The 20,753-nt window shown below is 68.6% G+C and carries 22 protein-coding genes; 17 read left to right on the forward strand and 5 right to left on the reverse strand.

The features are described 5' to 3' along the window. Positions 1-189: 189 nt before the first annotated feature. The 9 genes from DLJ53_RS00945 (at position 190) to DLJ53_RS00985 (ending at position 8,033) form a co-directional block, all read left to right on the forward strand. Entirely contained in the window at positions 190-1,380 is a 1,191-nt protein-coding gene (locus DLJ53_RS00945; RefSeq protein WP_111341548.1) for an FAD-dependent monooxygenase, read from the forward strand. 41 nt (positions 1,381-1,421) lie between these two features. Beyond that, positions 1,422-1,613, forward strand: coding sequence for a twin transmembrane helix small protein (locus DLJ53_RS00950; protein WP_111341550.1), 192 nt, complete (start codon positions 1,422-1,424; stop codon positions 1,611-1,613). A gap of 19 nt (positions 1,614-1,632) precedes the next feature. Then, positions 1,633-2,205, forward strand: coding sequence for a cob(I)yrinic acid a,c-diamide adenosyltransferase (locus DLJ53_RS00955; protein WP_111341552.1), 573 nt, complete (start codon positions 1,633-1,635; stop codon positions 2,203-2,205). Positions 2,206-2,282: 77 nt separating this feature from the next. Next, complete coding sequence (locus tag DLJ53_RS00960) at positions 2,283-3,032, forward strand: electron transfer flavoprotein subunit beta/FixA family protein (RefSeq protein ID WP_111341554.1); 750 nt, start codon at positions 2,283-2,285, stop codon at positions 3,030-3,032. 19 nt (positions 3,033-3,051) lie between these two features. After that, positions 3,052-3,996, forward strand: coding sequence for an electron transfer flavoprotein subunit alpha/FixB family protein (locus tag DLJ53_RS00965; RefSeq protein ID WP_111341556.1), 945 nt, complete (start codon positions 3,052-3,054; stop codon positions 3,994-3,996). 104 nt (positions 3,997-4,100) lie between these two features. Next, positions 4,101-4,979, forward strand: coding sequence for a 3-hydroxybutyryl-CoA dehydrogenase (locus DLJ53_RS00970; protein ID WP_111341558.1), 879 nt, complete (start codon positions 4,101-4,103; stop codon positions 4,977-4,979). Positions 4,980-5,094: 115 nt separating this feature from the next. After that, positions 5,095-5,904: an OB-fold nucleic acid binding domain-containing protein gene (locus tag DLJ53_RS00975; RefSeq protein ID WP_111341560.1), complete on the forward strand. Its 810-nt coding sequence runs from the start codon at positions 5,095-5,097 to the stop codon at positions 5,902-5,904. A 185-nt stretch (positions 5,905-6,089) separates the two neighbouring features. Next, positions 6,090-7,322, forward strand: coding sequence for a M48 family metalloprotease (locus DLJ53_RS00980; RefSeq protein WP_202912943.1), 1,233 nt, complete (start codon positions 6,090-6,092; stop codon positions 7,320-7,322). Between the two features lie 48 nt (positions 7,323-7,370). Next, positions 7,371-8,033, forward strand: coding sequence for an exopolysaccharide biosynthesis protein (locus tag DLJ53_RS00985; protein WP_111341564.1), 663 nt, complete (start codon positions 7,371-7,373; stop codon positions 8,031-8,033). Positions 8,034-8,075: 42 nt separating this feature from the next. On the opposite strand, the gene DLJ53_RS00990 is transcribed toward DLJ53_RS00985, so the two are convergent. After that, on the reverse strand, positions 8,076-9,284 hold the full coding sequence (locus tag DLJ53_RS00990; RefSeq protein WP_111341566.1) for an argininosuccinate synthase: 1,209 nt from the start codon (positions 9,282-9,284) through the stop codon (positions 8,076-8,078). Positions 9,285-9,435: 151 nt separating this feature from the next. Here DLJ53_RS00990 and DLJ53_RS00995 point away from each other — a divergent pair, with 151 nt between their 5' ends. Further along, complete coding sequence (locus DLJ53_RS00995) at positions 9,436-10,185, forward strand: SDR family oxidoreductase (protein ID WP_111341568.1); 750 nt, start codon at positions 9,436-9,438, stop codon at positions 10,183-10,185. 534 nt (positions 10,186-10,719) lie between these two features. On the opposite strand, the gene DLJ53_RS01000 is transcribed toward DLJ53_RS00995, so the two are convergent. After that, entirely contained in the window at positions 10,720-11,643 is a 924-nt protein-coding gene (locus tag DLJ53_RS01000; protein WP_111341570.1) for a class I SAM-dependent methyltransferase, read from the reverse strand. Positions 11,644-11,761: 118 nt separating this feature from the next. Between DLJ53_RS01000 and DLJ53_RS01005 the strand changes: the two genes are divergently transcribed. Then, a complete protein-coding gene (locus tag DLJ53_RS01005) occupies positions 11,762-12,367 on the forward strand; it encodes a pyridoxamine 5'-phosphate oxidase family protein (RefSeq protein ID WP_111341572.1) in 606 nt (201 codons plus the stop codon). A 152-nt stretch (positions 12,368-12,519) separates the two neighbouring features. On the opposite strand, the gene DLJ53_RS01010 is transcribed toward DLJ53_RS01005, so the two are convergent. Beyond that, on the reverse strand, positions 12,520-12,912 hold the full coding sequence (locus DLJ53_RS01010; RefSeq protein ID WP_111341574.1) for a DUF4870 family protein: 393 nt from the start codon (positions 12,910-12,912) through the stop codon (positions 12,520-12,522). Between the two features lie 155 nt (positions 12,913-13,067). On the opposite strand from DLJ53_RS01010, the gene DLJ53_RS01015 reads away from it, so the two are divergent. From DLJ53_RS01015 to DLJ53_RS01035, 5 genes are all read left to right on the forward strand, one after another. After that, entirely contained in the window at positions 13,068-13,709 is a 642-nt protein-coding gene (locus DLJ53_RS01015) for a J domain-containing protein (protein ID WP_111341575.1), read from the forward strand. Between the two features lie 69 nt (positions 13,710-13,778). Beyond that, the gene (gene cobS / locus DLJ53_RS01020; RefSeq protein WP_202912945.1) at positions 13,779-14,762 is read left to right on the forward strand and encodes a cobaltochelatase subunit CobS; all 984 of its coding nucleotides are present in this window, start codon (positions 13,779-13,781) and stop codon (positions 14,760-14,762) included. Between the two features lie 285 nt (positions 14,763-15,047). Next, complete coding sequence (locus tag DLJ53_RS01025; RefSeq protein ID WP_111341578.1) at positions 15,048-15,674, forward strand: LysE family translocator; 627 nt, start codon at positions 15,048-15,050, stop codon at positions 15,672-15,674. A gap of 20 nt (positions 15,675-15,694) precedes the next feature. Beyond that, positions 15,695-17,602: a cobaltochelatase subunit CobT gene (cobT, locus tag DLJ53_RS01030; protein ID WP_111341580.1), complete on the forward strand. Its 1,908-nt coding sequence runs from the start codon at positions 15,695-15,697 to the stop codon at positions 17,600-17,602. Next, positions 17,599-18,606, forward strand: coding sequence for an esterase-like activity of phytase family protein (locus tag DLJ53_RS01035; RefSeq protein ID WP_146619852.1), 1,008 nt, complete (start codon positions 17,599-17,601; stop codon positions 18,604-18,606). Before cobT ends, DLJ53_RS01035 begins: the two co-directional genes overlap by 4 nt. Positions 18,607-18,621: 15 nt before the next feature. On the opposite strand, the gene DLJ53_RS01040 is transcribed toward DLJ53_RS01035, so the two are convergent. Next, complete coding sequence (locus DLJ53_RS01040; RefSeq protein ID WP_111341584.1) at positions 18,622-19,236, reverse strand: VUT family protein; 615 nt, start codon at positions 19,234-19,236, stop codon at positions 18,622-18,624. 27 nt (positions 19,237-19,263) lie between these two features. Continuing rightward, on the reverse strand, positions 19,264-19,563 hold the full coding sequence (rpmB, locus tag DLJ53_RS01045) for a 50S ribosomal protein L28 (RefSeq protein WP_111341585.1): 300 nt from the start codon (positions 19,561-19,563) through the stop codon (positions 19,264-19,266). A gap of 276 nt (positions 19,564-19,839) precedes the next feature. Here rpmB and DLJ53_RS01050 point away from each other — a divergent pair, with 276 nt between their 5' ends. After that, positions 19,840-20,643 carry a DUF3108 domain-containing protein gene (locus DLJ53_RS01050; protein ID WP_162408753.1) on the forward strand — a complete coding sequence of 268 codons (804 nt, stop codon included), beginning with the start codon at positions 19,840-19,842 and terminating at the stop codon, positions 20,641-20,643. Positions 20,644-20,753: the final 110 nt, after the last annotated feature.

A 20,753-nucleotide genomic window follows, 5' to 3' on the forward strand; every position in this document is an offset into this window, starting at 1 on the left:
GAAGCTGTCACGAGGACCGGGGCGGCGCAATGCATTGCACCGTTGCGCTATTGTCGGACCTCGCCGGACATGGGACACCGCCCCTCCCGCATGGCGCCATCGGCGCCGTCCGGGACGCCGGCGGACCGGCAAACGGCGCGGCCGGAACGGAAAGACCGCTCCTTCGGGGGCTGGAGGCGGGAGACTGACATGGGACGCACGATCGCGATCGCGGGTGGTGGCATCGTGGGACGGACACTGGCGGTGGCGCTGGCGAGCCAGTCCCATCTCACCGTGCACCTCATCGCCGGCCCGGCTCCGGGACGGGACGAGCGTTCCAGCGCGATCGCCGCCTCGGCGCGGCGGATGCTGGCGCGGACCGGCGTCTGGCCGGCGGTGGCCGCCGACGCGGAGCCGATGCGCGGCATGGTGATCACCGACAGTGCCGACGGCGATCTGGTGCGCCCGGAAGTGCTCACCTTCGAGGGCGACACCGACGGCCATCCCTTCGCGCACATGGTGCCGAACGAGACGCTCTACCGCTCGCTCGTGGCGCGCTGCGCCGCGCTCGGCATCCGGGAGACGTCCGCCGTCGCCACCTTCTACGAGGAGGACGAGCGCAGTGTGACGGTGGAGCTCTCCGACGGCACCATGGTGACCGCGGACGTCCTCGTCGCCGCCGACGGGCGGAACTCGAAGATGCGGCAGATCACGGGGATCGAGGTGGTGCGCAAGGACTACCACCAGTCCGGCGTCACCGGCACGGTCAGCCACGAGCTGGACCACGGCGGGATCGCGACGCAGCATTTCCTGCCCGCCGGTCCGTTCGCGATGCTGCCGCTGACCGGTCGCCGCTCGTCGATCGTGTGGAGCGAGCGCCCCGCGTTCGCGGCCAGTCTCGCCGAGATGGACCCGCTGCTCGCCGCGCTCGAGATCGAACGCGTCTTCGGCCTCTCCCTCGGCCGCATCACGCTGGAGGGGCCGCTTCAGGCCTATCCGCTGGTGGCGCAGATGGCCCGCGACCTGGTGGCCGGGCGCGTCGTCCTCGCCGGCGACGCGGCGCACGTGATCCACCCGCTCGCCGGCCAGGGGCTGAACCTCGGCCTGCGCGACGCCGCGGTGCTCGCCGAGGAGCTGATCGATGCGGCGCGGATCGGCGCCGATCCGATGGAGGGCCTGCCGCGCTATTCCAAGCGCCGCCGGGCCGACACGGTGCAGATGGCACTGGTCACCGACGGCCTGAACGCCATCTTTTCGAGGAAGTCGGATCTATTGCGGGCGGCCCGGTCCGTGGCGCTCGGCGTCGTCGAAGAGCGGAACAAGCTCAAGTCGCTGTTCATGCGCGAGGCCGCCGGGCTCGAGGGCGAGCTGCCCCGCCTCATGCGCGGCGAAGCGATTTGACGCGGCCCTGCCGCCTGCCAGGCTGAAATGCGAGAACCGATATGCCTACCTTCGTCACCTTCCTCACAGTGGTCGCCGCCTGCGCAGTGGCGTTCGTCCTGCTGGCGGGCCTCTGGAACATGATGCGCGGCGGGTCGCCGAACCGGTCGCAGGCGTTGATGCGGATGCGCATCGTCTTACAGTTCATCGCGATCGTCATCGCGATGACGGCGCTCTACTTCACCTCCGGGTAATTTTTGCGGGCAGGCTTTGATGGTCACGCTGAACAAGATCTACACGCGCACCGGGGATGACGGCTCGACCGGGCTCGGCTCGGGCGAGCGGCGGTCGAAGTACGACCTTCGCGTCGCCGCCTACGGCACCGTGGACGAGACGAACGCCGTCATCGGCTGTGCCCGCGCGGCGTGTTCGGACAAGCTGCTCGGCGAGATCCTGATCCGGGTGCAGAACGATCTCTTCGACCTCGGTGCGGATCTCGCGACGCCGGCGGGCACGGACCTGCCGTACGATCCCCTGCGCATCGTCCCGGCCCAGGTGACGCGCCTCGAGCAGGAGATCGACCTCCTGAACGCGCGCCTCAAGCCCTTGAAATCGTTCGTCCTGCCGGGCGGATCGATGCTCGCGGCACAGCTTCATCTGGCGCGCACGGTCTGCCGCCGGGCGGAACGGCTGATCGTCGAGCTGGCGCAGACTGAAACTGTCGGCGATGCGGCATTGCGCTATATCAATCGCCTATCGGACCTATTGTTCGTCGCTGCACGCGTTGCCAACGACGACGGAAAAGCCGATGTGCTGTGGGTTCCCGGCCAGAGCCGGAACACTTAACCTGCTGTTTGACTTCACGCGAGGCCAGGACTAGCGTCCCGGCCCTGCCCTAAGAACGAGAAAGGCGAGCGGAGGCGATGAAGGTTCTTGTCCCCGTCAAACGGGTCGTCGACTACAACGTCAAGATCCGAGTGAAGCCCGATGGCTCCGGGGTCGATCTGGCCAATGTGAAAATGAGCATGAACCCGTTCGACGAAATTGCCGTCGAAGAGGCGCTTCGGCTCAGGGAAGCGGGTACCGCGACCGAGGTCGTGGCAGTGTCGGTCGGCCCGCAGAAGGCCCAGGAGACCCTGCGCACGGCGCTCGCGATGGGTGCGGATCGCGCAATCCTCATCGAGACGGACGAGATCGTCGAGCCGCTGGACGTCGCCAAGATCCTGAAGGGCGTGGTCGACGAGGAGGCTCCGGGCCTCGTCATCCTCGGCAAGCAGGCAATCGACGACGACTGCAACCAGACGGGCCAGATGCTGGCCGCGCTGCTGGGCTGGTCGCAGGGCACCTTCGCCTCGAAGGTCGAGATCGCCGGCGACAGCGTGAAGGTGACGCGCGAGATCGACGGCGGCCTGCAGACCATCGACCTCAAGGCGCCGACCATCGTGACGACGGACCTGCGCCTGAACGAGCCGCGCTACGCGTCGCTGCCGAACATCATGAAGGCGAAGAAGAAGCCGCTCGATTCCAAGAAGCCCGGCGACTACGGCGTCGAGGTGAAGGCCCGCCTGGTGGTGGAGAAGACCGAGCCGCCGGCGCAGCGCCAGGCCGGTGTGAAGGTCGGCTCCGTTGCCGAACTCGTCGACAAGCTGAAGAACGAGGCCGGGGTCATCTGACCCCCGCGGGAGAAGAAGAATGACGACGCTACTGATCGCCGAATCCGCCGGCGGCAAGCTCGATGATTCCGCCAGGAAGGCGCTGTCCGCGGCTGCCCAGCTCGGGGCCCCGGTCCATGTCCTCCTGGCCGGCTCCGATGTCTCCGCCGCGGCCGAGACGGCTGCCAAGCTCGACGGCGTGGAAACAGTCCTGACCGTCACGGGCGAGCCCTACGCCCACGGTCTCGCCGAGCCGCTGGCCGCCCTCGTGGTCTCGCTGGCGGGCGACTACGACGCCATCGTCGCGCCATCCACGACCTACGGCAAGAACGTCCTGCCGCGCATCGCCGCGCTGCTCGACGTGATGCAGATCTCGGACGTGATGGAAGTCGTGTCGGCCGACACCTTCAAGCGCCCGATCTACGCCGGCAACGCCATCCAGACCGTGAAGTCGCTCGACCCGACCAAGGTCATGACCATCCGCACCGCGTCCTTCCAGGCGGCGGGCGAGGGTGGCTCGGCCACGGTGAAGTCGCTCGACGCGGTCGCCGATCCGGGCCTGTCCAGCTTCGTCGGCGAGGAAGTCGCCGCGTCCGACCGTCCCGAGCTCGCCTCGGCGAAGCGGATCGTCTCGGGCGGCCGCGCGCTCGGCTCGGACGCGAAGTTCAAGGAAGTGATGGAGCCGCTCGCGGACGCGCTCGGCGCGGCCATCGGCGCCTCGCGCGCCGCGGTCGACGCGGGCTACGCGCCGAATGACTGGCAGGTCGGGCAGACCGGCAAGGTCGTGGCCCCCGAGCTGTACATCGCCTGCGGAATTTCAGGTGCCATTCAGCATTTGGCCGGTATGAAGGACTCCAAAGTCATTGTTGCGATCAACAAGGACGAGGAGGCTCCGATCTTCCAGGTGGCGGACTACGGCCTTGTGGGTGATCTCTTTACCATCGTGCCCGAGCTGAAAGCCGAGCTCGAGAAGAAGGCCTCTTGACTACGAGCCGCCGCGATCGGTCCCTGTCCGGCGCAAGGCGACTTGACGTGCCGGGCAAGTCCGGTTTCATCGACGATAGATACCGGCGGTCAGCGGCGGCTTTCATGAGCGACATCACCAGCATCGGCGTCATCGGCGCCGGGCAAATGGGAAACGGCATCGCCCACGTCGCGGCGCTGGCGGGTTACGACGTCTTCCTGCATGACGTCGCCAAGGACCGAATCCAGTCGGGCCTTGCCACGATCACCGGCAACATGTCGCGACAGGTCTCCTCGGGCCGGATCGACGATGCGGCCCGCAAGGCCGCGATCGAGCACATCCACGCCGCCGAGAACCTCGACGAGCTCGCGGACGTCGACCTCGTGATCGAGGCGGTGACGGAGAACGAGCAGGTCAAGCGCAAGATCTACGCGCAGGTCTGCCCGCTCCTGAAGCCGGAAGCGGTCCTCGCCACCAACACCTCCTCGATCTCGATCACCCGCCTCGCCGCCGCGACGGACCGTCCGGAGCGGTTCATCGGCATCCACTTCATGAACCCCGTCCCGGTGATGGAATTCGTGGAGCTGGTGCGCGGCATCGCGACCGCCGACGAGACGTTCAAGCTCGCCGCCCGCTTCGTGGAACGGCTCGGCAAGGTCTCGGCGACGGCGGAGGACTTCCCCGCCTTCATCGTCAACCGCATCCTGCTGCCGATGATCAACGAGGCGATCTACACCCTCTACGAGGGCGTCGGCACCGTCGAGGCGATCGACACCGCGATGCGGCTCGGCGCCAATCACAAGATGGGTCCGCTGCAGCTCGCCGACTTCATCGGCCTCGACACGTGCCTGTCGATCATGCAGGTCCTGCACGACGGCCTCGCCGACTCGAAGTACCGCCCCTGCCCGCTCCTCGTGAAGTACGTCGAGGCGGGGTGGCTCGGCCGCAAGGCCGGCCGGGGCTTCTACGACTACCGGGGCGAGATCCCCGTCCCCACCCGGTAGGGCGCGGGTGGCGTCGCGGTGCCCCACTGCGATGCTCCCCCGAAAGCCGGACCACACCGCGCTACTTAACTCCCGCATTGAGAAACTGAACCGTTTGTCACAGGACGGCCGCCGCATGCTGTCGCGGCAGCGGACCCGGGGCGTCGTCCTCTGGCTGGCGAGCGTCGCCCTCTTCATTCTCGCCGGCACCGCGAGCGCCGCGCGGGCGCAGACGGCGGACCCGTGCTTCGGCCCGGCCGAGCCCGTCACGATCGCCGGACCGGCCGGCCCGATGACGCTGGCCCTCGACGATGGCCGCCTCGTGCGCCTCGCCGACATCGCCGCCGCCGATCCGGCGGCCGATCGACGGCTCGAGGCGATGGCCGGACAGGCGGCTGGCCTGCGACGGGTCGCCGCGTTCGAGGGAGCCGACCGGCATGGCCGGATCGTCGGCGACGTTGTTCCGAAAGACACAACCGAAGGGCTTCGTATCGAACTGCTTTCAGGCGGCCTTGCGCTCGTCGATCCCGCTGTTATTTCGGAAGAGTGCCTTGAGACGTCGTTCGCCGCCGAGCGGCGTGCGGAGGGAGCTGCGAAGGGAGTTTGGTCGCAACACCATCCCGTCTTGTCAGCCAATGCGTCGAATCGGCTCGAGCGTGTTGGACAGAACGTCCTCGTCGAGGGGACGGTCATGGACGTCGGGCGGTCGAGGCGAACGATCTTTCTGAATTTCGGCGCGGACTGGCGGTCCGATTTCACCGCCATGGTCGCGCAGAGGACTGCGGGTAAGTGGGTCGATGCCCCTGTGACGCTGACCGGCGCGCGGGTGCGGATAAGGGGTGTGCTGGAAGCGTGGAACGGCGGCTTGATCAAGGTCGAGCATCCCGCGCAGATCGAGCGCTTGGACGCGTCGTCGCGGCCACGCTTGCGCTCGGACTCGCGCTGACTCTCGTCTCGTGCGGCGGGTCGATCAGCGAACAACCCCTCATCACCAGCCGGCAGTCCGCGCAACTGCCGGCCTCCCCGGCGCCGACCCAGTCGTCGCGGGCGAACGCGCCACGCACCCAGGAACACCTCAAGCTCATCGGTGCGTACGGCGGCATCTACCGCAACGAGGTCATCGAGCGGACGGTGGGCGACATCGTCGACCGGCTGCTGGCCGCCGGCAGCGGCGGCGGCCGCTCGGTCAACGTCACAATTCTCAACTCCCCTGCGGTCAACGCCTTCGCGCTGCCGACCGGCGACGTCTACGTCACACGCGGCCTCATCGCGCTGGCGACGGACGAGAGCGAGCTCGCCGCCGTCATCGCCCACGAGATCGCCCACGTCACCGCCGATCACGCCCGCGCCCGCGCCCGTCAGGCCGAGGCGGCCGCGCTCGCCCGGCGCGTCAGCGAGGTCGTGGTGGACCCGGGCATCGCCAAGGATTCGCGCGAGACGGCCGACGTCAGCCTCGCCACATTCAGCCAGCAGCAGGAGCTGGAAGCCGACAAGATCGGCGTCGAGACGCTCGCCAAGGCCGGCTTCGACCCGTTCGCGGCGGCGCGCTTCCTGCACTCCATGGCCCAGTTCGCCGCCCTCCCCTCGCTCAACGCCGCGACCGAGACGAAGCCCGGCTTCCTCTCCTCGCATCCGTCGACGCCGGCCCGCGTCGACCATGCCAAGCGCGTGGCGCGCCAGTTCGGGGCGCCGGGGATCGGCCAGCAGCAGCGCTCGCGCTACCTGCGCTCCCTCAACGGCATCCTCTACGGCGACGACCCGAGCGAGGGCTTCGTGCGCGGGCGCGAGTTCGCCCACGTCGACCTCGGCATCGCCTTCACCGTGCCCGAGGGCTACGTCCTCAAGAACACCTCGCAGGCGGTGCTGGCCACCGACGGCGAGCACACCGCGATCCGCTTCGACGCGGTCGGCCTCCCGGAGAGCACGTCGCTCGAGGAGTACCTGAAGTCGGGCTGGATCAAGGGTCTGGTGGACGATTCGGTGCGCTTCGACACGGTCGGCGGGCTCGAGGCGGCGACCGCCTCCGCGCTGGTGGAGGGATGGTCCTTCCGCATCGGCGTCGTGCGGGACCGCAACCGCGTGTTCCGGTTCATCTTCGCCTCCTCCAAGCCCGCCTCGGCCTACGAGGGCGCCTTCCGCAAGACGCTCGCCTCCTTCCGCCTGCTCTCGCCGTCGCAGCGGGCGGCGATGCGGCCGCTGCGGGTGCGCATCGTCGCGGTGCGGCCGAACGAGAGCGCGGCGACGCTGGCGCAGCGCATGACGGGCGTGGAAGCGGCGATGAAGCTGCCGCTCTTCAACGTGCTGAACGGGCTCGGCGAGCACGAGCTGGCGGCGGGCGACCTCGTCAAGCTGATCACCGAATAGCTGCCGTCCGGTGGCGCCGGGGAGCCGGAACGACCACATCTGGGGCCTATGGTTGAGTTGAACCCCGACGCCGCCGGCCCCTCCCGCCCCGGCGGTACCGCCGAAGCCCCCGCGGACCTTCCGACATCCGAGACGCTCCGCCGTCTGGTGGCGGAGATCGAGGGGGACGACGTCAGCGTCGACTGGCTGCTCGGCCGTCTGCGGCAGCGCGCGTTCGGCTACGCCCTCGTCCTCTTCGCATTGCCGAGCTGCCTGCCCATGCCGCCGGGGATCCCGACCGCGTGCGGCTTCGTCATCGCGCTCGTCAGCCTGCAGATGATCATCGGCACCGACGGGCTCTGGCTGCCGCAGTTTCTGGACCGGCGGCGCATCGGCAAGGCGACGCTGGAGCGGATGGTGGAGCGCGCGTCGCCGTGGCTGAAGCGGCTGGAGAGCGTCACGCGACCGCGCCTCAGGGTGATGACGGGGCCGGTCGGAAGCCGCCTCGTGGGGCTCCTGGCGCTGCTGCTGGCGATCATCGTGATGCTGCCGATCCCGTTCGTCGGCAACATTCCGCCGGCGATCGCGACGGTTGTGATCGGCATGGGGCTGACCGAGCGCGACGGGCTCGTCGTCCTCGTCGGCCTCGCGGTCTCGGCCATCGCGCTGGCTCTCTGCGCGACGTTCACGGTGGAGCTGGTGCAGCTCGCGTGGGCCTGGGCCTTCCGGTAGGTCCGGACGCGGGCGCCGCTGGAGCGCCCGCGCACCGGCGGCTTACTTGTCGCGGTCGGCGAGGATCCGCAGGCGCAGCCCGTTGAGGCGGATGAAGCCCGCCGCGTCCTTCTGGTCGTACGCGCCGGCGTCGTCCTCGAACGTGACGATCTTCTCCTGGTAGAGCGACTTGGGGCTCGACCGGCCGGAGACGATGACGTTGCCCTTGTAGAGCGTCAGCGTCACACGCCCCTCGACGTCCTTCTGGGACTGGTCGATGGCGGCCTGCAGCATCTGCCGCTCCGGCGAGAACCAGAAGCCGTTGTAGATGAGCTCCGCGTAGCGCGGCATGAGCTCGTCCTTGAGGTGCGCGGCGCCGCGGTCGAGCGTCAGGCTCTCCATCGCGCGGTGGGCGACGTGATAGATCGTGCCGCCGGGGGTCTCGTAGACGCCGCGCGACTTCATGCCGACGAAGCGGTTCTCGACGAGGTCCAGGCGGCCGATGCCGTTGTCGTGGCCGAGCTTGTTGAGCGCGGTGAGGAGGGTCGCCGGGCTCATCGCCTCGCCGTTCAGCGCGACGCCGTCGCCTTCCTTGAAGTCGATGGAGATCTCGGTCGCCTTGTCCGGCGCGTCCATCGGGCTGATGGTGCGCTGGTAGACGATGCTCGGCGGGGCGACCGCAGGATCCTCGAGCACCTTGCCCTCGGAGGAGGAGTGCAGGAGGTTGGCGTCGACGGAGAACGGCGCCTCGCCCTCCTTGTCCTTCGTCACCGGGATCTGGTTCAGCCGCGCGAACTCGATGAGGTCGGTGCGGGACTTGAACTCCCAGTCGCGCCAGGGGGCGATGACCTTGATCTTCGGGTCGAGCGCCGCGTAGCCGAGCTCGAAGCGGACCTGGTCGTTGCCCTTGCCGGTGGCGCCGTGGCAGACGGCGTCGGCGCCGGTCTCGTGCGCGATCTCGATCTGCCGCTTGGCGATCAGCGGGCGGGCGATGGAGGTGCCGAGGAGGTAGACGCCTTCGTAGAGCGCGTTGGCGCGCATCATCGGGAAGACGTAGTCCTTCACGAAGGTCTCGCGCAGGTCCTCGACGTAGATTTCCTTACAGCCGAGCATCTCCGCCTTTTTGCGGGCGGGCTCGAGCTCTTCGCCTTGGCCGAGGTCGGCGGTGAAGGTCACGACCTCCGCGCCATACGTGTTCTGCAGCCACTTCAGGATGATCGAGGTATCCAGTCCGCCCGAGTAGGCGAGGACGATCTTTTTCAGGTCGGTCATGGGTTTTGTCTGTCCGCGGGTGGCGGCGGTGTGCCACGGCAACGCCTGTGGGCGCAAGCCGTGCGGTCTGCAACCCGGCTTTGAGCGCAAGAGTCCGGACGCATTCCGGCCCCCTTCGGTGCTGTGCTGACGCCACAGCGGAGGGACGTCGATGCGGCAGGACGGCAAGGTCTTCATCATCACCGGCGCCAGCAGCGGGATCGGCGAGGCGGCCGCCCGGCTGGCGGCCGCCCGAGGCGCCCGCCTCGTGCTCGGCGCGCGGCGGGGCGGGCGGCTCGACGCGCTGGTGGCCGAGATCGAGGCGGCGGGCGGCGCGGCCGTCGCCGTCCCCGGCGATGTCGCCGAGGAGGATGTCGCGGCCGAGCTCGTCGCGGTCGCGGCCCGCACGTTCGGCGGACTCGACGGCGCGTTCAACAACGCCGGCACCCTCGGCGCGATGGGCCCTGTGCCGGAGATGGCGCCGGCCGACTGGCACGCGGTGATCGCCACCAACCTCACCGCGGCGTTCCACGCCGCCAGGCATCAGGTGCCGGCGATGGCGGCGCGCGGCGGCGGGTCGATCGTCTTCACATCGTCGTTCGTGGGTCACACCATCGGGCTGCCGGGGATGGGGGCGTACGCGGCGGCGAAGGCCGGGGTGATCGGCCTGATGCAGGTTCTGGCGGTGGAGCATGCGGCGCAGGGCATCCGCGTCAACGCGCTGCTGCCGGGCGGCACGCGCACCGGGATGATGAGCGACCCGGCCGCGCAGGCCTGGGCGGCCGGCCTCCACCCGGTCAAGCGCCTCGCCGAGCCGGAGGAGATCGCCGAGGCCGCGCTCTTCCTGCTGGGCGGCGCATCGAGCTTCGTCACCGGCTCGGCGATGCTCGTCGACGGCGGCAACTCGATCTTCAAGCCGTGAGACCGGCGTCAGAGCCAGCGGCGCCAGCGGAAGATCGATCCGGTCCGCCGAGCGCGCCACGACGCGCTCGAGGAGCTTCAGGACGAGCGCGAGCGGCGAGCGGGCGACGATGTCGGTGACGGAGCCGAAGCCGGTGTCGAAGGTCTCCCGCAGCGTCGCGACGTGCCGCTGGTCGAGGACGAAGGTCAGCGGGCTCAGCCGCTCGAAGTGACCGGTCGCCGGGACGCTGACCGTCAGCAGCAGCACCTCGTTCTCATGACGATGCCGCTTGGAGGGCTCGAGCTCCTGGCGCTCGAGATAGCCGGGAAGCTCGATTCCGAAGAGGCGCTCGAGGCGCCGCATGGTCGCCTCGTCCGGCGGGGCGAGGTCGAACCAAAGTGGCTGCTCCGGCGGGTGATCCTTCCCCGCCGTGGGCGTCAGTCCGCGTGGCGTGACCTCGTAGATGGCGTACATGCTCGCTCCGCGCCCCTGTCACCCGGAGGGTGCCAGATGCGCGCAACGTTCATGCGACGGTGCCGCCGTCCCGGCCGCCGGTCAGCGCTTCTGGAGCACGAAGCGGGCGAGCGAGTTCTTGCGGCGCGTGAACGCGAGGCGGCTGTAGCGCAGGTAGTCGTAGAAGAAGTTGTACTTCTCCTCGCCCCACTCGGCGATGATGTCGTCCTGCCGCGCCTTGATGTTGTTGATCCAGTGCTGAAGCGTCGTGGCGTAGTGCTTCGGATCGTTCTCGAGGTAGACGAGGCGGAAGGTCGGCGCCGAGGCCTCGACCACCTCCTCGATGTAGGGGATCGAGGATTCGGGGAAGACGGTCTCGGGCAGCGACGTGTTGGAATGCTCGAAGTCGACGTCTTCCCAGACGATCGTCTGCAGCGAGAAGCGGGCGCCGGTGGTGAGCGCGGCGGCCATCGTCTCGAAGAACCTGGCGTAGATCTCGATCTTCTCCGGCCGCGTCATGTTCGGCTTGGCGAAGTGCTCGAAGGCGCCGATCGAGATCGCGGCGGTGAAGGGCTCGTCGGTCGTGAACGTGTAGGCGTCCTGGAGCCGCGCCTCGACGTTCGGCCAGCCCTGCGACTCGATGTGCGAGAGCTGGTCGTTGGAAAGTGTGAGGCCGAGCGCGTAGGCGGCACCGCGGTCCTGCGACGCGCCGCGCAAGGTCGCCCCCCAGCCGCAGCCGATGTCGATGAGGCGCGTGCCGGCTTCGACCTTAGCCGCGTCGAGGTGGAAGCGGAGCTTCTCGTCCTGGGCGGCGGTGAGGTCGGCGGCGAGGTCGGCGCCGGTGATCGGGTCGAACCAGCGGCCCGAGGAGTAGGTCAGGGACGGGTCGAGCCACAGCGAGAAGAAGCGCGTGTCGTTGTCGTAGTGATGCTGTATGGCTTCGCTCTGGGTCATCGACCCGGCAGGACGATCCTCGGCCTTGAGCTTGAACTGCCGTGCTGGGGTCGTTGGTGTCGCCGTCGTCATAGGGGTCGCTTCTCCAGGGTCCGGTCGCGTTGGAGTCCGGCTGCGTCGTGCCACTCCGGTCACTCACACGAGCGTGCACGGTGATAGACTCGTGTCGCAAGAAAGAAAGAGGTGCACGATGAATGTGATCTCGTCCATCGAACAGCTAGAGACCCACTATGGCGAGGTTTCGGCACCGGCGCGGGTCAAGGTGGCAAAAACCATCACCCCCTACTACGCGAGGTGGATCACCGCGTCGCCGTTCTGCGCGCTGGCGAGCGTGGGGCCGGAGGGGCTCGACTGCTCGCCCCGCGGCGACAGGGGCACGGTGGTCGAGATCGTCGACGAGACCCGGCTCGCGATGCCGGACCGTCGCGGCAACAACCGGATCGACACGCTGCGCAACATCGTGCGCGACCCGCGCGTGGCGCTGATGTTCCTCATCCCCGGCTCGCCGACGGTCATGCGCGTCAACGGCCGCGCGTTCATCACCGCGGACCCGGACGTCCTCGAGACGTACGCGATGGAGGGCAAGCCGCCGCGCACGGTGACGTTCGTTGACGTGGACGAGGTCTACTTCCAGTGCGCCCGCGCCGTGAACCGGGCGGGGCTGTGGAGCGGCGCGCTTCCCGACCTCGACGCGCTCCCCACGGTCGGCCAGATGCTGGAGGCCGCCTCCTCGGAGATCGACGGCAAGTTCTACGACGAGGAGTGGCCCAAGCGCGCGAAGGAATCGCTCTGGTAGGCTGCCTCAGGGCCGGAGTGACGGGTCCCTCCCCGCCGGCCGGGCCGCTTGGACGTGGCGCGCCATCGGGCACGGAGCGGCCCGGACGCGGCCGTCGGGGCCCGGATCTGCCGGCCGCCGGGTGCGGCCGGGTCGTGGCGCGGGGCGGTGGCTCAGACCGGCACGTAGTAGACCGGCCACATCGGCCGGCGGCTCGAGGCCTTCATCATGCCGCGCACGGAGCGCCAGATCGTCCAGATCGCCAGGAAGAACAGGATCGGGAATCCGATCAGGATCCAGGTCAGAATTCCACCGATGAAGCCGAGAATCAGCGTGACCCAGAAGGTCGTGATCGCGGCGTCATAATGCGTACGCAAACCGGGGTCAGAGTTCCGCCGGTTGATGTATGCGAAGACCACGCCGATGAACGGCGTGATCGGCACGAAGAATCCCACGAGGAACGACGACCAGACCAACATCGCGTTGAAGGACGATGCGCCGAACAAATCGTCTGTCGCCTGATCCAGGGACGAGGTTTGTTTGGGTCGAGACGTGTGTGTTTCCATACGGCAGGAAATGGGTGCTTTGCCGCAGTTTGACAAGGATTTGAACGCGCAGAGCTGCCACCGTGCGCTCCGCAGCCCCGACGCTCGTGCAGGGCTGTGAGACGCGCAAAGTCAAGTCCTTGTTCGCTGATAGCCACCTCACCATAATCGGCGCCATGGACTTCTCGGGTAAAGAATACGACCGCATTCGCGCATCGCGCCGGAAGGGCTCCGGGCGCGGGAGCGGGCGCGATGGCGGCGGTGCGGCCGACGCGTCGGTCATCGGGCGCGAGTGCGCGGTCCCGGGCTGCACCGAGGAGGGCGCCTACCGCGCCCCCAAGGGTCGCGGCAAGGAAGGCCAGTACTTCTGGTTCTGCCTCGACCACGTGCGCGAGTACAACAAGACCTACAACTACTTTGACGGGATGACCGACGACGACGTCCTCGCCTACCAGCGGGACGCGATCACCGGCCACCGGCCGACGCAGCCGATCGGCGTGCGCGGCCGCAAGGCGCGTGCCGCCCGCAACACCTGGTCAGGGATGATCGACGACCCCTTCGGCCTCTTCGGCCAGGGGGATCCGCACGCTGCGCCGCAGCCCGAACAGGAGACCCGCCGGATCTCCGCCGCCGACCGCCATGCCTTCGAAGTGATGGGCCTGGAACCCGGCGCCTCCAGGGAAGCGATCAAGTCGCGATACAAAACGCTTGTAAAGCGTCACCATCCTGACGCAAACCAAGGGGATCGCAGCTCCGAGGATCGGCTGCGCAGTATCATCAATGCCTATAACGTTCTGAGACGCGCAGGGTATTGCTGATCGCGGCCGCAAGCCCTTAAGTTTTGTATACCGTTCGCGTGCACCGCGGACACCCCCGCGAGGATGACTATGTCAGAGACGCCCGCCGCGGCGACCAAAACGCCGGACATGACCGTGTCTGCGGCCCAGACGTTTGGGATCGACAGCAACATGGAGGTTCCGGCGTTCTCCGAACGCACCGAACACGTGCCCGATGTCGACCCGTCCTATGTGTTCGACCCGCCCACGACCAAGGCGATTCTCGCCGGCTTCAAGCACAATCGCCGCGTGATGATCGCCGGGTACCACGGCACGGGCAAGTCGACCCACATCGAGCAGGTGGCCGCACGCCTCAACTGGCCGTGCATCCGCGTGAACCTCGACAGCCACATCAGCCGTATCGACCTCGTCGGCAAGGACGCCATCGTGGTGCGGGACGGCGCCCAGGTGACCGAGTTCCGCGACGGCATCCTGCCCTGGGCGCTGCAGACCAACACCGCGCTCGTCTTCGACGAGTACGACGCCGGTCGTCCGGACGTGATGTTCGTGATCCAGCGCGTCCTCGAGGTCTCGGGCCGCCTGACGCTGCTCGACCAGAACCGCGTGATCCGCCCGCACCCGGCCTTCCGCCTGTTCGCGACGGCGAACACCATCGGCCTCGGCGACACGTCGGGCCTCTACCACGGCACGCAGCAGATCAACCAGGGCCAGATGGACCGCTGGTCGATCGTCACGACGCTGAACTACCTGCCGCACGACGTCGAGGTCGAGATCGTCCTCGCCAAGAGCCCGCACTACCAGGGCAACGGCGGGCAGAGCATCGTCTCGAAGATGGTGCGCGTCGCCGACATGACGCGCAACGCGTTCATCAACGGCGACCTGTCGACCGTGATGAGCCCGCGGACGGTGATCACCTGGGCCGAGAACTCCGAGATCTTCGGCGACATCGGCTTCGCGTTCGAGGTCTCGTTCCTCAACAAGTGCGACGAGACCGAGCGCGGCCTGGTCGCCGAGTTCTACCAGCGCTGCTTCGGCAAGGAGCTGTCGCAGGGCCACAACGTGGTGATGAACTAACGAGAACCGCACCGGGCGGCCGGAGCCGCCGGAGCGGGTCGCCGACGGGCGGCCGCTCCTCGGCCTGCGGCGCCGGGCCGTTCCTGACGGGAACGATCGGGTCCGGAAAGACGTCCGGCGTGTCCGGGACCGTCGCGGACGCCCTCTCCGGGGCGATCTCGGCGGAGGACCGGGCACTGAGGCTGCGGCAGGACCGGGCACGGGGGGCGCCGCGCCCCGCAAGGCGGCCGCGCAACGGGCGACGCGCCGCATCGGCCGGATGGCGGCCGGGAAGGGAGAGAGACGATGATCGATCAGGCGACCCTCCTCACCTACGTCGCCATCGTCCTCGGCTTCGTCTTCATCCCCGGTCCCGCGGTGCTGCTCGCCTCGGCGCGGGCGACCACCTCCGGCGTGAAGGTCGGCGTCGCCACGGCGGCGGGGATCGCGGTCGGCGACCTCGTCCATACGACGATGGCCATCGTCGGCATCTCGGCGATCATCGCGGCCTCGGCCATGCTTTTCACCGCGATCAAGATTTTGGGCGCGGTGTACCTTATCTATCTCGGTATCCAGGCGCTGCGGTCGGGGGGCGAGACCGGGACCGGCGCGGCGGTCATCCGCCTCACCGCCGGCCAGGCCTTCCGCCAGGCGATCCTCGCCGAGGTGCTGAACCCGAAGACGGCCATGTTCTTCCTGGCCTTCCTGCCGCAGTTCGTCCAGCCGGCGAACGGGGCGCCCGCGCTCCAGCTCATGGTGCTGGGGATCGTGTTCGTCGCCCTCGGCCTCATCGCGACCGTCGCCTTCGCCGTATGCGCCGGCCATGTGGGGTCGGTGATGCGCAAGAATCCCGCGATGGTGCGGTGGCAGCGCAGAATTGTCGGCTCGATCTATTGCGCCCTGGGAGCCCGGCTTGCTTTCATGGACCGTTAGGCGTCGCAAGGAGTTAGGTTATGGCCGGTCCCGGCGATAACGCAAAACGAAACAAACCCGGTGACACGCGTCACGACGCGTTCCGGACGGCGATCACCGGCACAATGCGGGCGATCGCCGCCAACCCGGACCTCGAAGTGAACTTCTCGTCCGACAAGCCCGCGCTCGTCGGCAACGTCGCACGCCTGCCCGAGCCGCCCCGCCGTCTCACCCAGAAGGAGATCTCGGTCACGCGCGGCCTCGGCGACTCCATGGCGCTGAAGCTCGCCGCGCACGACCAGAACGTCCACACCCGCTACGCCCCCGCCGGCCCCGACGCCCGCGCCATCTACGACGCGGTGGAGAGCGCGCGGTGCGACGCCCTCGGCGCCAAGGCCATGGACGGCGTCGCCCAGAACCTCTCGGCGATGCTCGAGGACAAGTATTTCCGCGGCAACTATCACGAGATCACCGATCAGGCCGACGCCCCGATCGAGGACGCCCTGGCGCTTCTCGTGCGCGAGAAGCTGACCGGCGCCAAGCCGCCGGAGAGCGCACAGAAGATCGTCGACCTGTGGCGGCCGTGGCTGGAGGAGAAGTGCGGCGAGAACCTCTCCGCGCTGCCCGACCAGATCACCGACCAGAAGGGGTTCGCCACCTCAATTCGCGACATCCTCGCCGCGCTCGACATGGCCGAGTCCATGTCCGAGGAGCAGGGCGAGGAGCAGGAGAGCGAGGAGGGTCAGGCCGAGGTCGACTCGCCCGACGAGGGCGACGGCGAGGTCGGCGACGACGAATCCGACGAGAACGCCGCCCCGCAGGACTCCGAGCGCTCCGGCGAGGAGGAGACGGCCGAGGACGTCGACGTCTCCGAGTTCACCGCCGACGACGTGCGCGACGACGAGATGGGCGACGCCGAGGAAACCACCGACGGCATGCGCGTCGACGAGCCGCAGTCGAGCGGGCCTCCGGGTTCGGACTACCGCGTCTACACGCGCCAGTTCGACGAGATCGTGCACGCCGAGGAGCTGTGCGACACCGCCGAGCTCGACCGTCTGCGCGGCTTCCTCGACCGGCAGCTCCAGCACCTGCAGGGCGCCGTGGCGCGGCTCGCCAACCGCCTGCAGCGGCGGCTGATGGCGCAGCAGAGCCGCTCCTGGGATTTCGACCAGGAGGAAGGCTTCCTCGACACCGCGCGGCTCAGCCGCGTCGTCATCGACCCGATGCAGCCTCTCGCCTTCAAGATCGAGCGCGAGAGCGACTTCCGCGACACGGTCGTGACGCTCCTCCTCGACAACTCCGGCTCGATGCGCGGGCGGCCGATCTCGGTCGCGGCGACATGCGCGGACATCCTCGCCCGCACGCTGGAGCGCTGCCACGTGAAGGTGGAGATCCTGGGCTTCACCACGAAGGCGTGGAAGGGCGGGCAGTCCCGCGATCACTGGGTGCAGCACGGCAAGAAGCCGTCCCCCGGGCGCCTGAACGACCTGCGGCACATCATCTACAAGGCGGCGGACGCACCCTGGCGGCGCGCCAGGCGCAACCTCGGCCTCATGATGCGCGAGGGGCTCCTCAAGGAGAACATCGACGGCGAGGCGCTGATGTGGGCGCACGAGCGCCTGCTCGCCCGCCCGGAGCAGCGGCGCATCCTGATGATGATCTCCGACGGGGCGCCGGTCGACGATTCGACCCTCTCGGTCAACGCCGGCAACTACCTCGAGAAGCACATGCGCGCGGTCATCGACGAGATCGAGAACCGCTCGCCGGTGGAGCTGATCGCGATCGGCATCGGCCACGACGTGACGCGCCACTATCGCCGCGCGGTCACCATTGTCGACGCGGAGGAACTGGCGGGCGCGATGGTCGACCAGCTCGCCGCGCTGTTCGACGACGAGACCGAGGCCTCGCCGCGGCGGCGGGGACGCCGTCCCGGCCGCCGGGCCGCGTGAGGCGACCTCCACTGGCGGTGGCCGCAATCTGCGTCGCGGCCGCCATCACCGCGGGCCCCGGCGCCCTCGCCGGGCCGATCGACGTGCGGACCCGTGTCATCGAGACGTTCGGCGGCAACGCCGAGGCGGACGGGCGCCTCGCCTTCCTCGGCGGGCTCGTCCTGTCCGGTCCTCGCGATTTCGGCGCCTGGTCGGGGATGCTGGTCGATGGCGACCGCTTTCTCGCGGTCAACGACACCGGCCTCTGGCTGACCGGGCGGATGCTGATCGAGGACGGCCGCCTCGCCGGCGTCGCCGACCTGGAGCTCTACCCGCGTCGCGACGAGCTCGGCCGGCCCATCACCTCCAAGCGGAACGGCGACGCGGAATCGCTCACCCGGGTCCCGGGCGGGGTGCTTGTCGCGGTGGAGACCAAGCCGCGCATCTATTTCTACCCGGCCGACGGCATCGACGTCGACTTCGAGGCGCGGGCGGAGCGGCGTGACCTCCTCGGTCAGGCCGCCATCGGCCAGCTCCGCCGCTTCGGCTTCGAGGCGCTGGCGACGACGGCCGACGGCACGGTCATCGCGATGGCCGAGGGCGGTCCGTCGCGGGCCAAGCTGCTCCCGGCCTATCGCCTGCCGGGCAAGGGATTTTCGCTGAAGCGGGAGGCGGACTGGTCCATCACCGGGGCCGACATGCTGCCGGGCGGCGACATGATCCTTCTGGAGCGGCGGTACGGCGGCGGCATCGACATCGGCATGCGCGTGCGCCGGATCGGGTCCGATGCGGTGGATAACGCGACGGGAACTGTGGATGGCCCGGTGCTGATCGAGGCCGGATTCGCCTCCGAGATCGACAACATGGAGGCGATCGCCGCCACCGTGGAGGACGGAAGGCTCGTCCTCACCATGATGTCTGACGACAATCACGCCTTCCTTCAGCGCACGGTCATGCTGCGCTTTGCGGTCCGCGACCCGTTGCCGCGCCCCAACCCGCTGAGAGACGGGTCGCAGAGCGGCTGACGGGGTCGTCCGGCGTTACTGGAAGGTGGTGCGGCGCGCGGTGATGGCGCGGTAGGGGCCGAGCGCGAAGCTCGCCACCATCACCTTCACGACGAAGTCGGCTATGGCCCAGGAGACCCAGCGCGGCGCGTCGGGTGCGCCGGCGATGCCGAACAGCGAGTCCACGGACGTCGCGAACGCGTCCTGGCCGAATGGGATGAAGGCGGCGAAGGCCAGCGAGAAGAAGACGACCGTGTCGAGCACCGACGCCGCGAACGAGGAGACGAGCGGCGCCCGCCACCACTTGCCGTAGCGCAGGCGGTTGAACATCGACACGTCGTACATCTGCGCCAGCAGGAAGGCCGTGCCGGACGCGAGCGCGATGCGCGGCGTCGCGAGCGCGATGGACATCACCACCGCGATACAGAAGCCGACGAACGCGACGATGCGGGCGTGCGACGGGCCGAAGGTGCGGTTGATGACATCCGTCACGAGGAACGCGAACGGGTAGGTGAACGCGCCCCAGGTCAGCACATCGGCGAGGTTGAGCCCGCCGATATGAGCCATGACCGGGTATTGCACCAGGATGTTCGACGTGACGACGACCGCGGTCATCGCCGCGACGCCGGCCGTGATTGCGATGCGGGACATCGTCAGCCGCGGGTAGGCGGCGTGGCCTTACGCGGCCGGGGTCTCGGGCGCCGAAGCGGCCGTGACCTCACGCTTCAGGCGCAGCATGCGCTCGGAGAGCTCGCCGTCCTTCGCAACCATGAGGAACTTGTCGAGACCGCCGCGGTGCTCGACGGTGCGCAGGGCAGCCGCCGCGCAACGGACACGCACGCCGCGGCCGAGGGCCTCCGACTGGAGCGTCACGTCCACGAGGTTCGGCAGGAACCGCCGCTTCGTCTTGTTGTTGGCGTGGCTGACGTTGTTGCCAACCAGCACGCCCTTGCCTGTCAGTTCGCAGCGCCGAGCCATGATCCATTCGCCGGCCAGAACCGGCGCCCTTAAAAACTCAATCCGAAGGTGAACGGGGTGAATAGGCATCCCGCAGGCCGACGTCAAGCGATTAGGCGACATTGCCGCCACGCACATTGACGTCGTCGCGCTCACCGCCTGCGGACCATGCCGCTGGCCGCTTGCGCGAGCCCATCTGTTCAGGTGCAATTCATTAGGTGAAGCGATTTGATCTTGCAACTGGCATCTCATACACCGTGTGTGATGGGCCGGATGCCGAGCGGGCTGGAGAGTGCCATGAACCGGGTTGGAACGTCGATTTTCGCGGCAACGCTCGCGGCCGTTCCGCTGGCGGCGACGCCCGCGGCCGCCGATATCAAGGTCGACGCCACCTACGAGATCTCCATCGCCGGCTGGGGCATCGCCCGCGCCAACATGAACTTCACGCTCGACAAGAGCGGCTACAAGGCCGACATCTTCATGCGGCCGAAGGGCGTCGCCACCATCGTGACCGCGGTGCGCACCTCCGTGAGCGTCGACGGTCAGGCCACCTCGCGGGGCGAGGTCTACCCCTCCAACTACAGCGTCAGCGCCGAGGAGATCGCCCGTCCGGTCCGCGTCACCATGAAGATGCGATCCGGCAACGTGACCTCGCTGCGCGCGCAGCCGCCGCTGAAGGACCGTCCGGGCCGCGTGCCGGTGACCGACGCCCACCGCCGCGGCGTCGTCGACCCGCTGTCGTCCGGCCTCATCCCGGCCAAGGCGCCGGACGCGCGGGACGCCTGCAACCACGTCATGAAGATCTTCGACGGCTGGACCCGCTACGACGTCAAGCTCTACTACAAGGGCCGCCGCAAGGTGGAGACGCAGGGCTATTCGGGGACCGGCACGGTCTGCGGCGCGCGCTGGGTGCCGGTCGCCGGCCACCGCCCCGCCAAGCCGGAGGTGCAGTACCTGGAGCGCAACAAGGCCCTCGAGGTCACGGTGGTGCCGCTGCCGGGCGCCGGCTACGCGATTCCGTACCAGGTGCGCATCGGCACACCCAACGGCGAGATCCTGATCGAGCCGAGCGCCTTCTCCATCAGCGGCACGGGCGTTTAATTTCGCGCCTTCCTCCTCTTCGCGGCGAGGCGTTGCTCGATTATATGACAACGCACAGTTGGCTACACACCGGCGCCTTGCGCGCCTGACGCTCACCGCGCCGGCGGGAC

The sequence above is a fragment of the Acuticoccus sediminis genome (assembly GCF_003258595.1).
GTDB classification, from domain to species: Bacteria; Pseudomonadota; Alphaproteobacteria; order Rhizobiales; family Amorphaceae; genus Acuticoccus; species Acuticoccus sediminis.

Bases quoted from the DNA above. Each gene is read 5' to 3' on its own strand.
- DLJ53_RS00945 (WP_111341548.1), top strand. From the start codon at position 190: ATGGGACGCACGATCGCGATCGCGGGTGGTGGCATCGTGGGACGGACA.
- DLJ53_RS00950 (WP_111341550.1), top strand. From the start codon at position 1,422: ATGCCTACCTTCGTCACCTTCCTCACAGTGGTCGCCGCCTGCGCAGTG.
- DLJ53_RS00955 (WP_111341552.1), top strand. From the start codon at position 1,633: ATGGTCACGCTGAACAAGATCTACACGCGCACCGGGGATGACGGCTCG.
- DLJ53_RS00960 (WP_111341554.1), top strand. From the start codon at position 2,283: ATGAAGGTTCTTGTCCCCGTCAAACGGGTCGTCGACTACAACGTCAAG.
- DLJ53_RS00965 (WP_111341556.1), top strand. From the start codon at position 3,052: ATGACGACGCTACTGATCGCCGAATCCGCCGGCGGCAAGCTCGATGAT.
- DLJ53_RS00970 (WP_111341558.1), top strand. From the start codon at position 4,101: ATGAGCGACATCACCAGCATCGGCGTCATCGGCGCCGGGCAAATGGGA.
- DLJ53_RS00975 (WP_111341560.1), top strand. From the start codon at position 5,095: ATGCTGTCGCGGCAGCGGACCCGGGGCGTCGTCCTCTGGCTGGCGAGC.
- DLJ53_RS00985 (WP_111341564.1), top strand. From the start codon at position 7,371: ATGGTTGAGTTGAACCCCGACGCCGCCGGCCCCTCCCGCCCCGGCGGT.
- DLJ53_RS00990 (WP_111341566.1), bottom strand. From the start codon at position 9,284: ATGACCGACCTGAAAAAGATCGTCCTCGCCTACTCGGGCGGACTGGAT.
- DLJ53_RS00995 (WP_111341568.1), top strand. From the start codon at position 9,436: ATGCGGCAGGACGGCAAGGTCTTCATCATCACCGGCGCCAGCAGCGGG.
- DLJ53_RS01000 (WP_111341570.1), bottom strand. From the start codon at position 11,643: ATGACGACGGCGACACCAACGACCCCAGCACGGCAGTTCAAGCTCAAG.
- DLJ53_RS01005 (WP_111341572.1), top strand. From the start codon at position 11,762: ATGAATGTGATCTCGTCCATCGAACAGCTAGAGACCCACTATGGCGAG.
- DLJ53_RS01010 (WP_111341574.1), bottom strand. From the start codon at position 12,912: ATGGAAACACACACGTCTCGACCCAAACAAACCTCGTCCCTGGATCAG.
- DLJ53_RS01015 (WP_111341575.1), top strand. From the start codon at position 13,068: ATGGACTTCTCGGGTAAAGAATACGACCGCATTCGCGCATCGCGCCGG.
- cobS (WP_202912945.1), top strand. From the start codon at position 13,779: ATGTCAGAGACGCCCGCCGCGGCGACCAAAACGCCGGACATGACCGTG.
- DLJ53_RS01025 (WP_111341578.1), top strand. From the start codon at position 15,048: ATGATCGATCAGGCGACCCTCCTCACCTACGTCGCCATCGTCCTCGGC.
- cobT (WP_111341580.1), top strand. From the start codon at position 15,695: ATGGCCGGTCCCGGCGATAACGCAAAACGAAACAAACCCGGTGACACG.
- DLJ53_RS01040 (WP_111341584.1), bottom strand. From the start codon at position 19,236: ATGTCCCGCATCGCAATCACGGCCGGCGTCGCGGCGATGACCGCGGTC.
- rpmB (WP_111341585.1), bottom strand. From the start codon at position 19,563: ATGGCTCGGCGCTGCGAACTGACAGGCAAGGGCGTGCTGGTTGGCAAC.
- DLJ53_RS01050 (WP_162408753.1), top strand. From the start codon at position 19,840: ATGAACCGGGTTGGAACGTCGATTTTCGCGGCAACGCTCGCGGCCGTT.